General features: G+C 44.4%; 9 protein-coding genes. 5 read left to right on the top strand and 4 right to left on the bottom strand.

Annotation, left to right across the window (positions count from 1 at the left end; translation table 11 throughout):
• Positions 1-5 precede the first annotated feature (5 nt).
• Entirely contained in the window at positions 6-3,587 is a 3,582-nt protein-coding gene (locus tag QUB12_RS27710; protein WP_333146041.1) for an AAA-like domain-containing protein, read from the bottom strand.
• A gap of 232 nt (positions 3,588-3,819) precedes the next feature.
• On the opposite strand from QUB12_RS27710, the gene QUB12_RS27705 reads away from it, so the two are divergent.
• Positions 3,820-4,446 carry a Uma2 family endonuclease gene (locus tag QUB12_RS27705; RefSeq protein ID WP_333309320.1) on the top strand — a complete coding sequence of 209 codons (627 nt, stop codon included), beginning with the start codon at positions 3,820-3,822 and terminating at the stop codon, positions 4,444-4,446.
• On the opposite strand, the gene QUB12_RS27700 is transcribed toward QUB12_RS27705, so the two are convergent.
• Positions 4,447-5,769 carry an AAA-like domain-containing protein gene (locus tag QUB12_RS27700; protein ID WP_333146045.1) on the bottom strand — a complete coding sequence of 441 codons (1,323 nt, stop codon included), beginning with the start codon at positions 5,767-5,769 and terminating at the stop codon, positions 4,447-4,449.
• Between the two features lie 649 nt (positions 5,770-6,418).
• On the opposite strand from QUB12_RS27700, the gene QUB12_RS27695 reads away from it, so the two are divergent.
• The 3 genes from QUB12_RS27695 (at position 6,419) to QUB12_RS27685 (ending at position 13,093) form a co-directional block, all read left to right on the top strand.
• Positions 6,419-7,987: an ATP-binding protein gene (locus tag QUB12_RS27695; RefSeq protein WP_333309318.1), complete on the top strand. Its 1,569-nt coding sequence runs from the start codon at positions 6,419-6,421 to the stop codon at positions 7,985-7,987.
• Positions 7,988-8,078: 91 nt separating this feature from the next.
• Positions 8,079-11,783, top strand: coding sequence for a GAF domain-containing protein (locus QUB12_RS27690; RefSeq protein ID WP_333309316.1), 3,705 nt, complete (start codon positions 8,079-8,081; stop codon positions 11,781-11,783).
• 170 nt (positions 11,784-11,953) lie between these two features.
• Entirely contained in the window at positions 11,954-13,093 is a 1,140-nt protein-coding gene (locus QUB12_RS27685) for an adenylate/guanylate cyclase domain-containing protein (RefSeq protein ID WP_333309336.1), read from the top strand.
• A 159-nt stretch (positions 13,094-13,252) separates the two neighbouring features.
• On the opposite strand, the gene QUB12_RS27680 is transcribed toward QUB12_RS27685, so the two are convergent.
• Together QUB12_RS27680 and QUB12_RS27675 are read right to left on the bottom strand one after the other, a co-directional pair.
• Positions 13,253-14,533: a recombinase family protein gene (locus QUB12_RS27680; RefSeq protein ID WP_333309314.1), complete on the bottom strand. Its 1,281-nt coding sequence runs from the start codon at positions 14,531-14,533 to the stop codon at positions 13,253-13,255.
• 3 nt (positions 14,534-14,536) lie between these two features.
• The gene (locus QUB12_RS27675; protein WP_333104319.1) at positions 14,537-14,896 is read right to left on the bottom strand and encodes a VOC family protein; all 360 of its coding nucleotides are present in this window, start codon (positions 14,894-14,896) and stop codon (positions 14,537-14,539) included.
• A 176-nt stretch (positions 14,897-15,072) separates the two neighbouring features.
• Here QUB12_RS27675 and QUB12_RS27670 point away from each other — a divergent pair, with 176 nt between their 5' ends.
• A complete protein-coding gene (locus QUB12_RS27670) occupies positions 15,073-17,232 on the top strand; it encodes a SpoIIE family protein phosphatase (RefSeq protein WP_333146056.1) in 2,160 nt (719 codons plus the stop codon).
• Positions 17,233-17,290: the final 58 nt, after the last annotated feature.

Genomic DNA, 17,290 nt, shown 5'->3' with positions numbered 1-17,290 from the left:
AGATTTTAACGATCGCCCACGGCATCGCACAGATGCCTATCCTCCTCCTTCACATCGGCATTTGTTCGCAGGTAATCTCGCACCCAGTCGCAACCAAACACCAGCGGGTCTGTATTGAGAATGCGCTTCACATCCCACAAAATCGCCGTTTGGTCATGGCTTGCCGAGACAAGGAAAGTGCCGTCGGGACTAAAGGAAACTCCTGTCACCACACCTGTATGCCCCGTGAGTGTCGTCAGCAAGATGCCATTTTTGTTCCAGAGTTTCACCGTGTTATCCAGACTTGCCGTAGCGACGATTTCACCATCCGGGCTAAAGGAAACTCCCACCACTCCCTCTGTGTGGCCTTTGAGCGTTCGCAGGAGCACTGCTTTCTGAGGAACTGAGGTATCTGAGGGATCTAATTTCCAGAGTTTGGCAGTGCCATCTGTACAGGCTGAAGCTAGAGTCTTGCCATCGGGACTGAAACTGACCCCCGTAGTCACAGCCTGATGGGCATCAATCGCCTGCAACAAAGTGCCATCGGTCTTCCAGATAGAAATAGTACCGCTGCTACCGACGGCGGCTAAAGCTTTTCCATCAGGGCTAAAGGCCACACTCCAGAAGGCGCTGCCATCTAGCTTCAGAGTTCGCAGTAACACACCGTCTGGCTGCCAGAGTTTTACCGTGCCGTCCATACTTGCGCTGGCAATAATTTTACCGTCAGGACTCCAAGTAATTCCGTAAACGATTCCGTTGTGGGCGTTGATTTCTCTGAGGAATCTGCCATCCTTGTGCCAGAGTTTAACTGTTTTTTCTGCCCCCACTGCAATGACTTGACCATCAGGACTGAATGCCACATCCCAAAGCCCTCCTGTACCCTCCTTAAGCGTCCGTAGGGGCAGTGCCCCCGTGCCTGCCCCATCGAGACGCCAAAGTTTCACCGTGCCGTCTGTACTGGCAGTGGCGACGATTTTACCGTCAGGAGCGAAAGCAGCTTTATAAACAGCAGCGTCGTGACCTGGCAGGGGCAAGAAAAAAATGTTTTTCGGCTGCCAAAGTTTGACAGCATTTCCTACACCCAGCGAAGCAATTGATTTGCCGTCAGGACTGACATGAATATCCCACACGGCACCGCGATGCCCTGCAAAAGTTCTCAGCTCTTTGCCGTCTTTACTCCAAAATTTGATTGTTCGATCGTCGCTGGCTGAGGCGATAATCTGACCGTCGGGACTGAAATCTAGACCCTGAACGCCAGATGCGTGACCCTTAAGGGTTCCTAGGGGCTGTAACTCTTCGTCTGACGGGGCATGGGATCGCCAAAGTTTAACAGTTTTATCCATGCTGGCGGAGGCAAATATCTCGCCGTCAGGACTAAACTTGACCTCCCAAATGGCAGCGCTATGGCCTTGAAACGTTCGCAGTACAGTTACTGCGTCCCAGAATAAGCCGTTTTTTTTCCACAATCGGATCGTGCCCTCCGCACTTGCGCTAACGAGCATTTCCCCGTCGGGGCTAAAGCTCAGGCTCCTCACCGCATCGGTGCGATCGAGAATGGTTAATAAATTGCCGTTTTTGTCCCAGAGTTTAACGGTGTTATTCTCACCGGATGCAGCTAAAGTCTCGCTATCTGGGCTGAACGCCACACCGCTTAACTCGTTACTGTGTCCCTCAAGGCTGTGCAGGAGTGTGGGGCCCGCCCAAGACGTTCCCTCTTGCTGCCAAACTTTAACTGTGCCATCTCCACAGATGCAAGCGAGGAGTTTGCTGTCGAGGCTAAAAGCCATCCTCCATACCATACTCTTGTGGGGAAGAGTCGCAATCAGGGTGCCATCTCGCTGCCAGAGTTTGACCTCGTTAGCTGTACTTGAGGAGGCAATTGTCTGAGCGTCGGGACTGATTGCTAATCTATACAGTGTCGCCTGATGTCCTGACAAGCGGTTGAACTCCGAAGCTCCATAAACTGCCTGCTCTAGTAATAATTGCACGCGATTTTCTAGTTCGGGATTTGCGCTGCCGAGTTGTTGCAGTTTACGCTTGGCTTTGATGGCGGCAATGAGGCTGTCTAATTTTTGCTCTAAGGTGAAGAGGGCTTCGGAGGAGGTGGCGATCGCTTCTACCTCACTTATGGTTGCGTGGCGATATTGCCAAAAAGCTGCTGTTCCGAGAAAGAGGGCGATCGCTAATGCTAAAGAGAGTGCAGCAATAAACCACTTTTGCCGTCTGGCATTTTTTTCGACTTCTTTTAACCTTTCTGCTTCTAAGGTTAGTTGCATTTCTTGCTTGTCGAGTTCGGCGCTAGCTGCTAAAAACTGATAGTCTAAATCGCTCAAACTTTTTCCCTGCATCCAGATTTGAGCATCTTTTAAGGCTTGTCCCCTCAAAAGGCGCGAATCATCTGTTTGTTTGGCAGCGTTCCAAGCATCGAAAGATTGGGAGTAAGGACGCAGTTGCCCTAATTTTTTCTCAACCCATTCTATATTAAATACTTCTTGATAAATTCGGTTTTTTACCTGCAAATAGCCTGCACTTTTTACCACTAAACCGGATAGTAATAGTTCGATTTGTTCTCGGCTGTCATCGGTTAATACCCCCCCTAGCCCCCCCTTAGTAAGGGGGGGAGCCGAAGGCGGGGGGGTCAGAATTTGCTGGTAAATGCTGAGCAATCTTCCGGCGCGTTGTTCGTTTCTCAGGATGCGATCGCCTATCGTTTTTAAATGCTCCGGTTCGTCTTGCGATTCCCATTTATCGATGATTTGCGATCGCACCAAACTATCCACCCAAAATGCCTCTGCCCCAGGGGGAATATTTACTAATCCGTCCGCCGTTTCTAGGCTGGCTCTGTACGCCAAATAGCAAACTTTATGGGTGAGAAATGGCTGTCCTGAAGTCCAAGCTAATATTTGTTTAAGAACGGCACGAGGATTACTGACGGCACTCTCTAATCCCTTAACTAATAGTTGGGCTTCGTGCAGTTCAAAACCCTGCAAATCTATAGCATGACCGATATTAAAAGGAGTTCGCTTTTTGTCAGCAATTAAATCGCTTGGCGTGGCTACTCCAAAAATTGCAAAAGTAATGCGGTTATACTCTGCATTAATCGCTCGCTGATTATAGCAAAACCGAATCAGGGCAAAAAAATCATCGACATCGAAATCCAAACTGAGAATGCTATCGATTTCATCGATGAATATAAATATCCGCTCGTGAGGAAAATTGACCAGCACGATATCTTCAATAAAATGACTCAATCTTTGCGAAAATGAGACCTCTTCTTCGTCGCGCCACCAAGTTTTTAAATTAACTTTTCCTAACAAATTGAAGCTGCGCCATAAATCCGCAACTATTCCTTTGTACCATTGTAAGGGAGTGATATTTTCGCTACCGATGCGGGTCATGTCGATCGTGCTGCATTGAAAACCTTCTGCTTGCAGTCGGTGCAGGGTGCGGACTAAGAGAGAAGATTTGCCCATTTGTCGCGAGTTGAGGATGTAACAAAATTCCCCAGATTTTAAAGCTTCATAAAGTTCGGAATCTGCTTGTCTTACTACGTATGTAGGCGCATCACTGGCGAGACTGCCCCCAATTTGGTATGTAACCTTGGTCATGCCGTTTATGAGTTGGTTTAAAGGTGAAAGTTGAGTATAAAAAGAGGCAGCCTGAGCGTTATTTTTGTCATCATCTCTACTGAATTATAATCCATCGGTAAAATTCATGTTTTCCAAGTAGTTGTTTTTATAATAAATTGACAAAATAACAACTAGAAATTATCATACAATATAGCCTAATGTTGTCAATTTATATTAACATTGAAATTAACAGCAAACAAGGAGAATCAATATGCTCATTCAAGAACAACCTGCCCAGTCTAAACAAATGACCCTAGACGAGTTTCTGGACTGGTATCCAGAGGGTCAAGGTCGCTTTGAACTACATGATGGAGCCGTTATTGAAATGCAAGCAACTGGAACACACGAACAGGTGGGGGGTTTCCTAGCCCTTGAAGTGGGAGTAGAAATTAAACGTTTGGCTTTGCCCTATTTCATTCCCCGCCAAGGAATTATTAAGGCTATTGATTCTGATAAGTCTGGCTACAGCCCAGATGTGATGGTGTTAGATTGGCAACAAATCGAAACGGAACCGATGTGGAAAAAGCGCTCGACTATTACCAGAGGTGAAACTATCCGTTTAGTCATCGAAATCGTGAGTACAAATTGGCAAGATGACTACTTAATAAAGTTAGCAGAATATGAAAAATTGGCAATTCCTGAATACTGGATTGTCGATTATTTGGGGTTGGGGGGAAGAAGATATATTGGCAACCCCAAGCAACCAACTATTTCCGTTTATCAGTTAGTTGATGGTGAGTATGTAGTTAATCAGTTTAGAGGTGATGATGTGGTGCGATCGCTTGCATTCCCAGATTTAAACTTAACGGCAAAACAGATTTTTCAGGTGGGGCAATAACTAACTAAAGTTGTGCGAACCAAAATATAGGCGGTACAACTCGCAGCTTAGCGTACAGCGGTTGTTATCGATATGAATCAGGCCCATACTAAATAATTTAGAAGCTACTATCGGATCTAATTCCACTCCGTGTTCCGATTTTACCACTTGTTTAAGTGCAAGCGCAAGTTCGGGATACTCTTGCAATGTTGCCCAAAAACTCCGCAAGTAATCTTTATAAATTCCCGCGATTGTCGGAGCTTCTTGTAGTAGCTGATCTAGCCTTACACTGTTTTGACAGAGGTGGTAAAGAGCGAGCCGCACCAGATAAGGATGTCCCCCCACCATTGCCATCAGTCGCTCGGCATCGGAACCCTCTGTCCAATCCAGTCCGTGACGCTGCGCTAAAGCAAGTATCTGCTCTTCTGTAAAATAGGGCAATTGCAGCGGTAAACCGACATTAAAAGGCGATTCAGTGAGCTTTAAAGGAATATAAATTTCTGTGGAGTGAAGAACGATTAACCGCAGTTTTCCCAAAGTTTCAATCCGCTTTGCTTCTTCATGCCAGCTTCGCAGCAGCGGCAAAAATTCTCTGGCAATTTTTGGATACTCAAAAATTCTATTTACTTCATTTAAAGCTAACACAAGAGGGGTACTTATTTGTGCTAATATATATTGTTGCAAATAAATGGTGCAGCTTACTTTGCTACCCATGTCTTCATCCCAATAATCATCTAATAGAGGTGGTAATTCTAGGTGACGGCTGATGTTGGCACAAAACCAGCGTAAAAATTTATCGATATTGGCTAAGACAGCTTCCTCGGCTTGCTGAAAATCTAAACTTACAGTTCGATAGTCAAGAGAAGTCGCGCGATCTAAAATGCGTAGCAGAAGGGAACTTTTTCCCATCTTCCTGGGAGCTTTAATCCGCAGCACACTTCCTGGTTTGGTAATCTCTCGATAGGCGAGTTCTTCAATTAGCGGGTGAGGGATATAAAATGGCGAACCGAGGGGCACGGGAGATCCTGGAAATTCTAAAGGTGTTGCTAGGCATTGGCTGCGGGTGAATGCTTCAATTAATTCTCGTTCCTCTGCAGTCAGGGAACGTGATTCTACACAAGAGCGAAAATTTGATTTACTAATAGATGTCTGCAAGATTTGAGAGAGAGATTGCCACAAGGATGAGGCGATGTTTCTCAGGTAATGCTCTCCGTAATGAGAGGCAGATGCGATACTTGTATAAGTCTTTCCTTCCCAAACTTGGCGGAGTATGATTTCTTGTACTGGATATAAATCTTTTTGTAATCGGACACGAGTTAGCTGTAGTACCTCATCTATCGTCATAATTTGCAATTATCCCCTGAGTGTATCGTTGATATTATCACTTATAATTGACTGTAAAGCTGAGAGCGATCGCCTATTGGATTGCGACACGATCCTGTCGCGACATTTCTCAGGGGGTAATTGGTCACATCGGTTAATTATCCCCCGAAGAGTATCACTATCAATAAAGAATTCCCTCGCGGGGTGGGGGCGCGTTTATTTAACCTGTCTGCACTCTTCAAGGGTACAAGAGTGAACCCACCTCTACAGGCTTTGGAGAATGGTTCTCTTCGTTAAGTGAAATCTGTGACATCCGTTAAATCTGGTAATTTCCCCGTTGCCTGACCGATCGCTGAGTGCTATAACCTAATTTCAATGGGCGCTGGCGCTCCTACTGGAAAGGAATCTGTGCTCAGTTTTTCTTGATCGTTGGCCAAAATGTCATGCCGGTGTCACAGTTGATAGTGAAGGCAGAATTAAAAATGTGACAGTTGACTTTGCTAAAACTTAGTCGATTGATGTTAATTTAATTAACAGTAGTTTCTGATCGCTGCATTTACTCATCACAAGCGTTAAGTCCAAAAGCATAATTCTTCTTTTTGTGCTAGCAGGTTTTTTGATTTGCCTGTAATACGGTCTTAAAAATTTAGCAAATAACCTAGTTGATTTAATGCAAATGGTTCATAAAATTTTTCCTAATTATTTTATTCCTCACGGCCATTGCTACTTGTGGAAGCCTGGATTGGTGGGGCTACACGTTTTGTCCGATGGTTTGATAGCAGTCGCTTATTTTTTGATACCGATCACGCTGATTTATATTGTAAAAAAGCGGCAAGACGTGCCTTTTGACTGGGTTTTCATGCTGTTTGGCTCTTTTATTATCTGCTGCGGGATTACCCATATTATGGAAATATGGACGCTGTGGCATCCTAATTATTGGTTCTCTGGTTTTCTTAAAGGGATTACTGCGCTGATTTCGCTATGTACAGCAGCAGTGCTGGTAGAACTAATCCCAAAAATCTTGGCTATTCCCAGTCCCGCTCAATTGACGGCGGCAAATAGGGCTTTACAAAATGAGATTGGCGATCGCAAACAAGCTCAAGAAGCCCTCTCGGAATTAATGTTAGAATTGGAAAAACGGGTTATTGAGAGGACGATCGCTTTAGAAGTTGCTAATGAACGTTTGCAACAGGAAAATCGCGATCGCTCTTTGGCGGAAAATTCATTGCGGCACTCTGAAGCTAAACTGCGAGAGCAAACTCAGCATTTAGAGAACGCTCTGCAACAACTTAAAGGCGCTCAAGCTCAACTCGTGCAAACTGAAAAAATGTCCTCTTTGGGGCAAATGGTAGCTGGGGTTGCTCACGAAATAAATAACCCTGTCAACTTCATTTATGGCAATCTGATTCCGGCTGAGGAATACATTAAAGATATTTTGGCCTTGATTAAGGCTTATCAAGTTTATTACCCCACTCCTGCGCCGGAAATTGCAGACAAGATTCACACTATCGAACTCGATTTTATTTTAGAAGACTTGCAAAAACTTTTTGGTTCCATCAAAATAGGAGCAGAGCGAATTAGGGAGATTGTTAAATCTTTACGGACTTTCTCGCGGTTAGACGAAGCCGACATGAAAAAGGTAAATATCCATGAAGGCCTCGATAGCACTTTAATGATTTTGCAGCACCGCTTGAAAGAACAACCAAACCGTCCGCATATCCAAGTGATTAAAGAGTATGGGAATTTGCCACAATTGCAATGCTACGCAGGGCAGCTTAACCAAGTATTTATGAATATTTGTTCTAATGCAATTGATGCTTTAGAACAGATTGTAGAGCAGGGATATTCGACCAACGGCTATTGGGAAAATAATTTCTCTGAAAACTTACAAAACACCTATTGCCCACTGCTAAAAATTCGCATCCGCACCCTTTTAGTTGATGGCAAGTGGGTGCAGATTCACATTGCGGATAATGGCACTGGCATAGATTATGATGCGATCGCTAAAATTTACGATCCATTTTATACAACGAAACCTATCGGTGCTGGTACCGGGCTGGGTTTGGCGATTTCTTATCAGATTATTCAAGCCCATGAAGGTTATTTGCGCTGCACTTCCGAGGTTGGGAGAGGTACGGAGTTTATCATTGAAATTCCTTTGCGATCGCAATTTGGCGAGCGCCACCATCTGCACAAGCAAGCTGTTATGAACAAGCGGGGTTTAGGCGTTAATAAATAATGCTGAATCCCGCTACAATTTTCGGCTTATTTTATTTTTTTGCCTAACTTAGGCATCATCAAATCCATCTTATCTGCCAATAACAACTATTATGTGGGAAGCACTCAAAAATATCTTTTCCCCAACTCAGTATATGCCTCACGGTCATTGCTATCTTTGGCAAACGCCTTTAGTGTGGCTGCACGTAACTGGGGACTTTTTAATCGCGATCGCCTACTATTCAATTCCGGCGATGCTAATTTATTTTATCTTCAAGCGCCGCGATGTTCCTTTTTTAGGAATATTTGCTTTATTTGGTGCATTTATTATTCTCTGCGGCACGGGTCACTTGCTAGACATTTGGACGTTGTGGCATTCCGCTTATTGGCTGTCGGGGATTGAAAAAGGAATTACTGCACTTGTTTCCTGCTACACCGCCGCCTCGATGGTAACACTATTGCCCCAGTTTTTGTCTTTAAAAACCCCCCAAGAATTAGAGGCGATAAATTGCAAGTTGCAGAGTGAGATCGCTGTGCGTGAAGAGGCAGAATTAGCGTTGCGCCACGCTTATGATGACTTAGAAATTAAAGTCCAACAACGCACCGTACAGTTGAGAAAAATCAACGGTTATTTAGAAGCAGAAATTAAAGAAAAAATATCCGCTGAATCCGCTTTGCGAGAACGAGAAACTAGATTAACAGAACAACAAAATGGCTTGCTAGAATTAGCAAAAAATTCTAGTATCTACGAGGGAAATATCGCCGAGGCATTGAGAGAGATTACGCAAATGGCAACTTGTACCCTGAATGTCGATCGGGCAAGTATTTGGTTTTATCAGGAAGATAAATCCGCACTGTGCTGCGCGGATCTTTACGAACTGATGCCCAATCAACACAGCGCCGGTGCAGAACTGAAAGTTGCTGACTACCCTAGCTATTTCCAAGCTTTGAAGACAGAACAGGCGATCGCAGCAGTTGATGCCAAAACTGATCCGCGCACCCTCGAATTTAGCGAATCTTATTTGATGCCTTTAAACATCTCGTCGATGCTAGATGTTCCTATTACCCATCAAGGACAAATTGCGGGTGTAATTTGTTTAGAACATCTGGGAACGACCAGGAATTGGACGCTCGACGAGCAAAGCTTCGCTAGCTATGTGGCGCAGATCGCAGCTTTAGCAATGGAAGCCCGCGATCGCAAGCAAGCCGAGTTAAAATTGCGCTCTGTCACCGAACGCTTGCAATATTTACTGGCGACTACTCCGGCGGTGATTTTTAGCTGCAAATTAGGGGAAAATTTTGATGTAACATTTGTCAGCGATAATGTTGTTTCAATGATTGGTTACGAAGCGCGAGAATTGGTTGATGGTTCCCTTAATTGGCATAGCCTAGTTCATCCAGAAGATCGAGAGATTGTGGCTACTTCATACGCTCAGATATTGGAAAAAGAATCGATTTCCTACGAATACCGCGAACGGCACAAAGACGGTAGTTATCGCTGGATATACGATGAGGTTAAGTTAGTCAAAGATGCTGCTGGCCTACCTGTGGAGTGCGTTGGTTATGGAGTAGATATTACTCCTCGCAAACGGGCGGAAAGAGCCTTGCAGCAACAAGTAAAAAGGGAGCGGCTCGTGAATGCTATTCAAGAGCGAATTCGTTCCTCTCTTAACCTAGAAGAAGTGCTGACAATGGCTGTGGAAGAAGTCCGCCAGTTTTTGTCAACAGACAGGACTATTATTTACCGCTTTAACCCTGATTGGAGTGGATTGGTAGCCGTCGAGTCGGTAGCAGCCGATACAATGCCGATTTTGGGAATTGACATTAATGACCCTTGCTTTCGAGAAGGCTACATTTCTGCTTACGCGCAGGGACACATTCGCGCGATCGACAATATTTATACCGCAGGTATTTCAGAGTGCCATATTAATTTACTGAGCGAGTTGGAAGTTAAAGCTAACCTCGTGGTTCCCCTTTTGCAAGGTGAAAAACTATGGGGGCTACTCATTGCTCATCACTGCAGCAGTCACAGGCATTGGAGTTCTTCTGAGATAGAATCTCTCAAGCAAATTTCCGTGCAGCTAGCAATTGCCATTCAGCAATGCACCCTTTTTGAACAAGCCAAAACAGAAATTGCCGAACGTAAATTAGCAGAAACAGCATTACAAAAAGCTGTCGTAGCTGCTGATACAGCTAACCGTGCCAAGAGCGAATTCCTTTCTTCTATGAGCCACGAATTGCGGACTCCCCTAAATGCCATTCTCGGATTTAGTCAGGTGATGGTGCGCGATTCATCTCTCAACAATCAACACCAACAGCACCTAGAAATTATTAATCGCGCCGGCGAACACTTGCTGGCCCTAATTAATGACATTTTGGAAATGTCCAAAATTGAAGCGGGCCGAAGTCAGCTTAATGAAAGCAGTTTTAATTTAATGCGCTTGCTAAAAACCTTAGAAGAAATGTTTCGATTAAAAGCTAAATCTAAAAAATTGCAGCTAAATTTGGAAGTGGGTGACGGCGTACCACACTTTGTTACTGGAGATGAAGGTAAATTGCGGCAAATTTTGATTAATCTTGTAGGAAATGCGATCAAGTTTACAGAGATGGGTAGTGTTACTTTGCGAGTAAAAAATCAGGTAGAAGAAAGTTTGAGAGCTGAAACCGCAGAGTTTGGGGACACACAAACAAAACTTGTCGGCGCGGCTTCTGAACATTCCGAAAGCTTAGCGGTTGAAACCACAGCTATACAAAAAAAACCCGGATGGTGCACTGGTTTTAATCAGCCCGAAAGGTTAAGGGACTGTGATTGTGTAGACGCGAATGACCTTCGCCCGGAATTGTTACGCCTTCACTTTGAAATAGAAGATACTGGCCTTGGCATTGCCGCAGAAGAGATGAATAAGTTATTTGAACCCTTTGAGCAAACAAAAACAGGTCAAAAATCTCAACAGGGGACTGGGTTAGGTTTACCAATTAGCCGCAAATTTGTACAAATGATGGGAGGAGATATTACTGTCAGCAGTACACCTGATTTGGGAAGTAAGTTTGCATTTGATATTCAAATCAGCCTTGCCACTCCCAGCGAGATTAAAATCCTTAAACCGCAGAAAAAAGTAATTAGTTTAGCACCGAATCAACCAGAATACCGGATCTTGGTTGTTGACGATCGCGCCGATAACTGCCTAGTCATAGAGAGATTATTGTCACCACTAGGCCTCATCGTGCGATCGGCTAGAGATGGTGAAGAAGCTATTGCTGTATGGGAGGATTGGCAACCGCACCTGATCTGGATGGATATGCAGATGCCTGTCATGGATGGCTATGAAGCCACCAGAAAAATTAAAGCTCATCCTCTCGGAAAACAAACTGTAATAGTTGCTCTTACTGCTAGCGCTTTTGAAGAGGAACGCCAAACTATTTTAGGAGCAGGCTGCGATGATTTCATGCGTAAACCATTCGAGGCAAAGATATTATTTGCGAAAATGGAAGAACTTTTAGGAGTGCGTTACATTTACGAGGAATCTGTTGATGCCCCACTAGAAAATGAAAGCGAAATTAGCGGAGTGACTAGCAATCAATCTGTAGAGTCACAACTCGCTCAAATGCCTCTGGAGTGGGTAGAAAAGATATCTCATGCTGCTCATGAATGTTGCGACGATAAAATTGTCAAGTTGATTGAGGAAATGCCGAGTGAGTTTGCTTTCGCCGCCGAATATTTAACTACTTTAGTGCAGGATTTCCTCTTTGACGATATTATAGATATAGCGCAGTCAGCAGTTCGGCGCTGTGAAGATACCAATTTTCAACTAATCTAAACTTAGGAGGCTATTCTATTTAAAAAAGACCTAACATTCAGCCCCTATAGGGTCTCCTTGCCCTCACTTTTTAGGAGAGCCAATTGGAATTTCTACTGTTTCGTTTTTTTTGAGGTAAAATTCTTAAGTATTCACATCTTTTCTCTTAACAAACTACCGTGAGCGAGCGCATGGACAGCCATCAATCTCCTACAATTCAAGCAAACATTTTAGTAGTTGATGATAAGCCAGATAACGTGCGGCTTTTATCTACAATTTTGACGACACAAGGGTATCAGGTTCGTAAAGCGCTGAACGGGCAAAGGGCGATCGCTACAGTGCTGGAGTTTCCGCCGACTCTAATTCTGCTGGACGTGATGATGCCCGAAATGAATGGATATGAGGTATGTGCAAAGTTGAAAGCTTCACCACAAACCAGTTCGATTCCCGTGATTTTCTTAAGCGCCTTAGATGACGTTTTAGATAAGGTGAAAGCTTTTGAGGTGGGAGCAGTTGACTATATTACTAAACCTTTTCAAGGTAAAGAAGTATTGGCACGAGTGGCCAATCAGTTAACAATTCAAAGTCAACAACAGTTACTTCAAGAGCAAACGAAGCAATACCAAGAACTTGTCGAACGTTTGCAAAACGAAATTAAAGAGCGGCAGGGGGTGGAGGTAGCTTTACGGCTTGCTCAAACAAAGTCGGATCATTTATTGCTGAATATTTTACCAGCAGCGATTGTTGAAAGTTTGAAAAAGGGCCAGGGTTCTCCTGCCCAGAGGTTTGATTCAGCAACAGTTCTTTTTGCCGATATTGTCGATTTTACGTCTATTGCTGCTAGAATGTTACCTCTAGAATTGGTAAATGTACTGAACCAGATTTTTTCAAGGTTTGACCAACTAACTGAAACACACGGTTTGGAAAAAATTAAAACAATTGGAGATGCTTATATGGTAGCGGGGGGGTTGCCGGTGCCGAGGGCAGATCATGTAGAAGCGATCGCGAATATGGCCTTGGATATGCAGGAAGCGATCGCTGATTTTCAAACTGACAGAGGCGAACCATTTCAAATTCGGATTGGCATTCATACAGGGCCCGTAGTTGCTGGCGTAATTGGCACTAAAAAATTTATCTATGACTTGTGGGGAGATACTGTTAATGTTGCTTCTCGGATGGAATGTCAAGGATTACCGGGATATATTCAAGTTACTACGGCTATTTACGAAGTGTTAAAAAATCGGTATTTATTTGAAGAAAGAGGTGCGATCGCGGTTAAAGGTAAAGGAGAGATGATCGCCTATTGGCTAAAAGCTAAAAAAGTTAGTTAAACTCACATCTTGCACCATTCTTAATTAGCCTTTTAGGAACAGGCAAGATGCCTGTTCCACAAGAAAATCTACTCTTTGTGGAACGGGCCGGAGAGCCCGTTCTTGAGAAGGGTGCAACATCTCAGGTTAAAGCTAATTGCTAATTTATAGCCGAACTCATCAAAAGATGAAAATAATTTGCAGATTCCAATTTGTATTTTCCCGGACGATTTCAATGCGATCGATAAATTCTCGAAAGTAAAACCTGCGTTCTGATTCTGATAAATCGAGCCAAAATTGCGGCAGGGAAACTGTTTGGGCAATTTCTCGCAAATTTACTGGGGGTAGTTGCGCTAATTTGCTTTGCAGTTCGGCAATTTCGGTGCGGATTTTGTATGCTCTAAACTCTGCCGTTTCCGTGTCTAAAATGCCGCTTTCAATCAGGCCAGAAAGTTGCTCTATGATTTCTTGTTTCGATGCGATCGCCCTGACAATTCCTGCTTTAATTCCACTCATATTCGGCATTTGCAACCCAGCAACAGCATCGGGTAAATCCCCACAAATACCGGCGATGGTTAATTGCAAGACTTCATCGTAGGAAAGGCCGCTACATTTAGGCTGTTTTGGACAGTTAATCGGTCGCAAATAAAGGTATTCTTTTTCTTTGCGGTAGGAGGTGACTTTGGCAACTGTCATGGGCGATTTGCATTCTGCACAAATTGCTAAACCTGCGAGGGAACGTGGGGCGCTAGCGCTGCGAGGAGAAAGGCAGCGGTTCCGGCGCAGCAACCTGTCTATTTGGGCGCCTTCTTCTCTGGAAATAATCGGGACGTGGGTATTAGAAATTACTTGACCGTTTTGATATTCTAAATCGCCTCGGTAGGCGGGATTTGTCAGCCAGCGGCGGCCGGTACTTACAGAAATTTTTTTGTTGTATTTCTTGGCTAAATACCTCACGGAACCTCGCAAGGAACCGTAAATTAAAAAGTGTTCAAAAAAGTCTTTGACGGTGGGGGCGGTGGTTTTATCGATCGTATAACAATCTTTGCCGCGCCGGTAGCCGTAGGGAGCCTTACCCGGTGGAATCCGGGATTTGATGCGGTTGCGGGCGTGTCCTTTGCGAATACTCCGGCTGTGTTGGCTGCGCTGGATTTCTGCGAGGATTTGCAGCAAGTTTTTGCGGTTTCGTGGTTCTGTTTCTGCTTGTACGATGATTTCGACGCCGAGGTTTTCGAGTTGGGCGAGGTGCGAACACACTTGCTGCAATGTGTCGCCTAGTTCTTCAAACCGCTGAATTAATAAGTATTTGACTGGTTCTGTTTCGCAGTCTTTGAGGAGTTGCTGAAGTTGTTGTCGCCCTCCTAAGTCTTGATAGGTGCGATCGACTTCTTGGCCCCAAATTTCCGGTGCGGGTGCTGCTTCCAGTAGCGGTTCGCTGTAAGAATAGGCGATGATTTTCATTTGTTACTCGCTGAGTTCGATGATGTTGCCGTCTGGATCTTGGGTAAATAATGCCGATCGACCTGACGCGCTCATTTGGAACGGGCAATTGTGAGCGATTAACTGCTGTTTGGCTGCCTCTAAGTTAGCAACAGAAAATGCTAGATGTCGGTTGCGTCCCCATTTGGCATGGTCTACGGCATCTGGGATAATTGTTTCACCTAAAATTAGGTGGAGCTGGAAGTCGCCGATTTGATACCAGATTCCGGGAAATTTTAAGTCTCGATCGATTTTTGGCAGGTTTAGTACGGTGCTGTAAAAGTGTTGAGATTGTTCCAGGTTGGAGATGAGGATGGCGCTGTGGAGGGATTGAGTAATTTGCATTTTTGTTGGGATTTAGGGTTTTATTTTAACCGCTGATGCAGGCTGATGAGCGCTGATGAACGCAGATTTTTTTGAGGTTGGTTGAGTTTTTGATATGATAACATTGTCCGTCGCTATTAATATATCCATTATCAAGTCTTGTAACAAAAAACTGCCCGCTGGGAGTGTTTTTAACAATGGTTTCTCAAAAAAGTGCGATCGTCTCCAGAGCGGGCAAATTCCGTCTCCGCAATGTCTTGGTAGTTCCCTTTGTTCTCCAAATTTTGGCGGCTGTTGGCTGCGTTGGCTATCTCTCTTACAGAAACGGAGAGCAGATAGTCAACGATATTGTTAGTCAGTTGCGCCAGGAAGTGAGTGCGAGAGTTTACGAACGTGTTCAAACCTATCTGGAAGCTCCGCCACTGGTGAATCAGATCAATCAGGATGCTGTACCTTTGGGGGTGCTGAACTTTGACGATTTGGAGCAAGCTAGACCATATTTTTGGAAACAAGTTCTGCAATTTAAGTCGATCGGTCACGCGGGAATTGCCAACGAAAAAGGTCAGTACCTGCGTGTGGGTTGGGTAAATCGGCTGGTTGGACTTGAACAACCTCAGCTTGCCCAGCAACTGATTCCGGGGGGTGGCGACTTGATATATTACAACCTTGACGATAATGGAAACCCGACAACAATCGACAAAAACACGCCCAATTATGACGTTCGCACGCGCCCTTTTTACAGAGTAGCTGTTGAGAAGAAACAGGCAGCTTGGAGTAAAGTTTATATTAATTTTGGCTACGGTACGCTACAAATTAATGCGAGTCTACCCTATTACGATGCCGAAGGGAAACTAATTGGCGTGCTGACTTGCCAGATGGGACTCGATCAAATTCGCCACTTCCTGCAAACCTTACGAGTGGGTAATTCCGGTCAAGTATTTATCATTGAACCCCAGGGTGAGTTAATAGCCAGTTCGGTTAAAGAACAGCCTCTTTCGGTGGGAACAGGCAAAGATACAAAACGGCTCAAAGCACAGGAAAGCAGCAACCGACTGATGCGTCAAAGTGTGATTTATCTGCTCGATCGCTTCAAGCGTTTGGAAGACATCCATCAAACTGTTCAACTTGACTTTAAGCTGAACGGTGCGCGGCAATTTATCCAAGTTTCTCCGCTAACTGACAAGTACGGCCTCAATTGGCTGAGTGTAGTAGTAGTTCCTGAAGCGGACTTTATGCCGCAAATTTATGCTCACACTCGGCAGACTATTTTGCTGTGTATTGTGGCTCTCATTGTCTCTGTTGGAGTGGGTATTTTCACTGCTAGCTGGATTACTCGCCCCCTGAACCAAATTGCTCAAGCTTCAGAATATCTAGCAGGTGGTACTCTCAACCAGAACGTTGATTCCAGTCTGATTTTGGAAATTGAAACCTTAAGAAATTCCTTTAATAGCATGGCGAGACAACAGCAAGAATCCTTTGAAACCCTAGAAGATAAAGTCAAAGAACGTACCTCTGAACTCGCTACAGCCACTAAACAAATTGCTGCTCTCAACCAGCGCCTGAAAGCGGAAAACCTCCGCATGAGCTCCGAGCTCGATATGCTCAAACAAATGCAGCAGTTGATTCTGCCAAAACCTGCTGAACTTGCAGCCATTGAAGATTTAGATATTGCCGGATTTATGGAGCCAGCATCGGAAGTAGGTGGTGATTACTACGACGTACTTTGTACTAACGGAGTTGTCACGATTTGCATTGGTGATGTCACCGGACACGGATTGGAAAGCGGCATTTTGATGGTGATGACTCAAGCTGCTGTCCGCACTCTTCAGGAAATGCAAGAATCCAACCCGATGCGTTTTTTAGATACCCTCAACCGCACTATTTATAAAAATGTCCAGCGCATGAACTCCGACAAAAATATGACACTAGCTTTGCTCAACTATGCGGATCGCACAATTAGTATCAGCGGTCAACATGAGGAAACTCTTGTCGTCAGGAAAGGCGGTAAAATCCAGCGGATAGACACCATAAATTTAGGATTTCCCCTCGGCTTACATGATGATATTTCCGATTGGATCAGCCATGTTTTAGTAGACTTAGAGCCGGGGGACGGGGTGGTGCTTTATACTGACGGCATCCCCGAAGCTAGAAATATGCACAAAAAATTCTACGGTATTGAAAGACTCTGTGAGGTGGTTTCTCAAAACTGGCATTTGAGCGCCGAACAAATCAAGGAAGCCACCATCGCTGATTTGCGAGACTTTATTGGAGAACAAAAAGTTTTTGATGACATTACTTTGCTAGTATTGAAGCAACAGGGAAATATTGTGCATAATTTGTCACTAACCCCAGCCTAAAGGCATGGGGCTTGAAAGAGGAAGATTCACCGTCTTCTTAATTCAAGACTAAAACAGT

The organism is Microcoleus sp. B7-D4 (assembly GCF_036705125.1).
GTDB lineage: Bacteria > Cyanobacteriota > Cyanobacteriia > Cyanobacteriales > Microcoleaceae > Microcoleus.
Note: the sequence above shows the minus strand (reverse complement) of the source record. Positions and strands in the feature narration are given on the sequence as shown.

Coding starts and splice junctions, on each gene's coding strand:
- QUB12_RS27710 (WP_333146041.1), bottom strand. CDS start 3,587: ATGACCAAGGTTACATACCAAATTGGGGGCAGTCTCGCCAGTGATGCG.
- QUB12_RS27705 (WP_333309320.1), top strand. CDS start 3,820: ATGCTCATTCAAGAACAACCTGCCCAGTCTAAACAAATGACCCTAGAC.
- QUB12_RS27700 (WP_333146045.1), bottom strand. CDS start 5,769: ATGACGATAGATGAGGTACTACAGCTAACTCGTGTCCGATTACAAAAA.
- QUB12_RS27695 (WP_333309318.1), top strand. CDS start 6,419: ATGCAAATGGTTCATAAAATTTTTCCTAATTATTTTATTCCTCACGGC.
- QUB12_RS27690 (WP_333309316.1), top strand. CDS start 8,079: ATGTGGGAAGCACTCAAAAATATCTTTTCCCCAACTCAGTATATGCCT.
- QUB12_RS27685 (WP_333309336.1), top strand. CDS start 11,954: ATGGACAGCCATCAATCTCCTACAATTCAAGCAAACATTTTAGTAGTT.
- QUB12_RS27680 (WP_333309314.1), bottom strand. CDS start 14,533: ATGAAAATCATCGCCTATTCTTACAGCGAACCGCTACTGGAAGCAGCA.
- QUB12_RS27675 (WP_333104319.1), bottom strand. CDS start 14,896: ATGCAAATTACTCAATCCCTCCACAGCGCCATCCTCATCTCCAACCTG.
- QUB12_RS27670 (WP_333146056.1), top strand. CDS start 15,073: ATGGTTTCTCAAAAAAGTGCGATCGTCTCCAGAGCGGGCAAATTCCGT.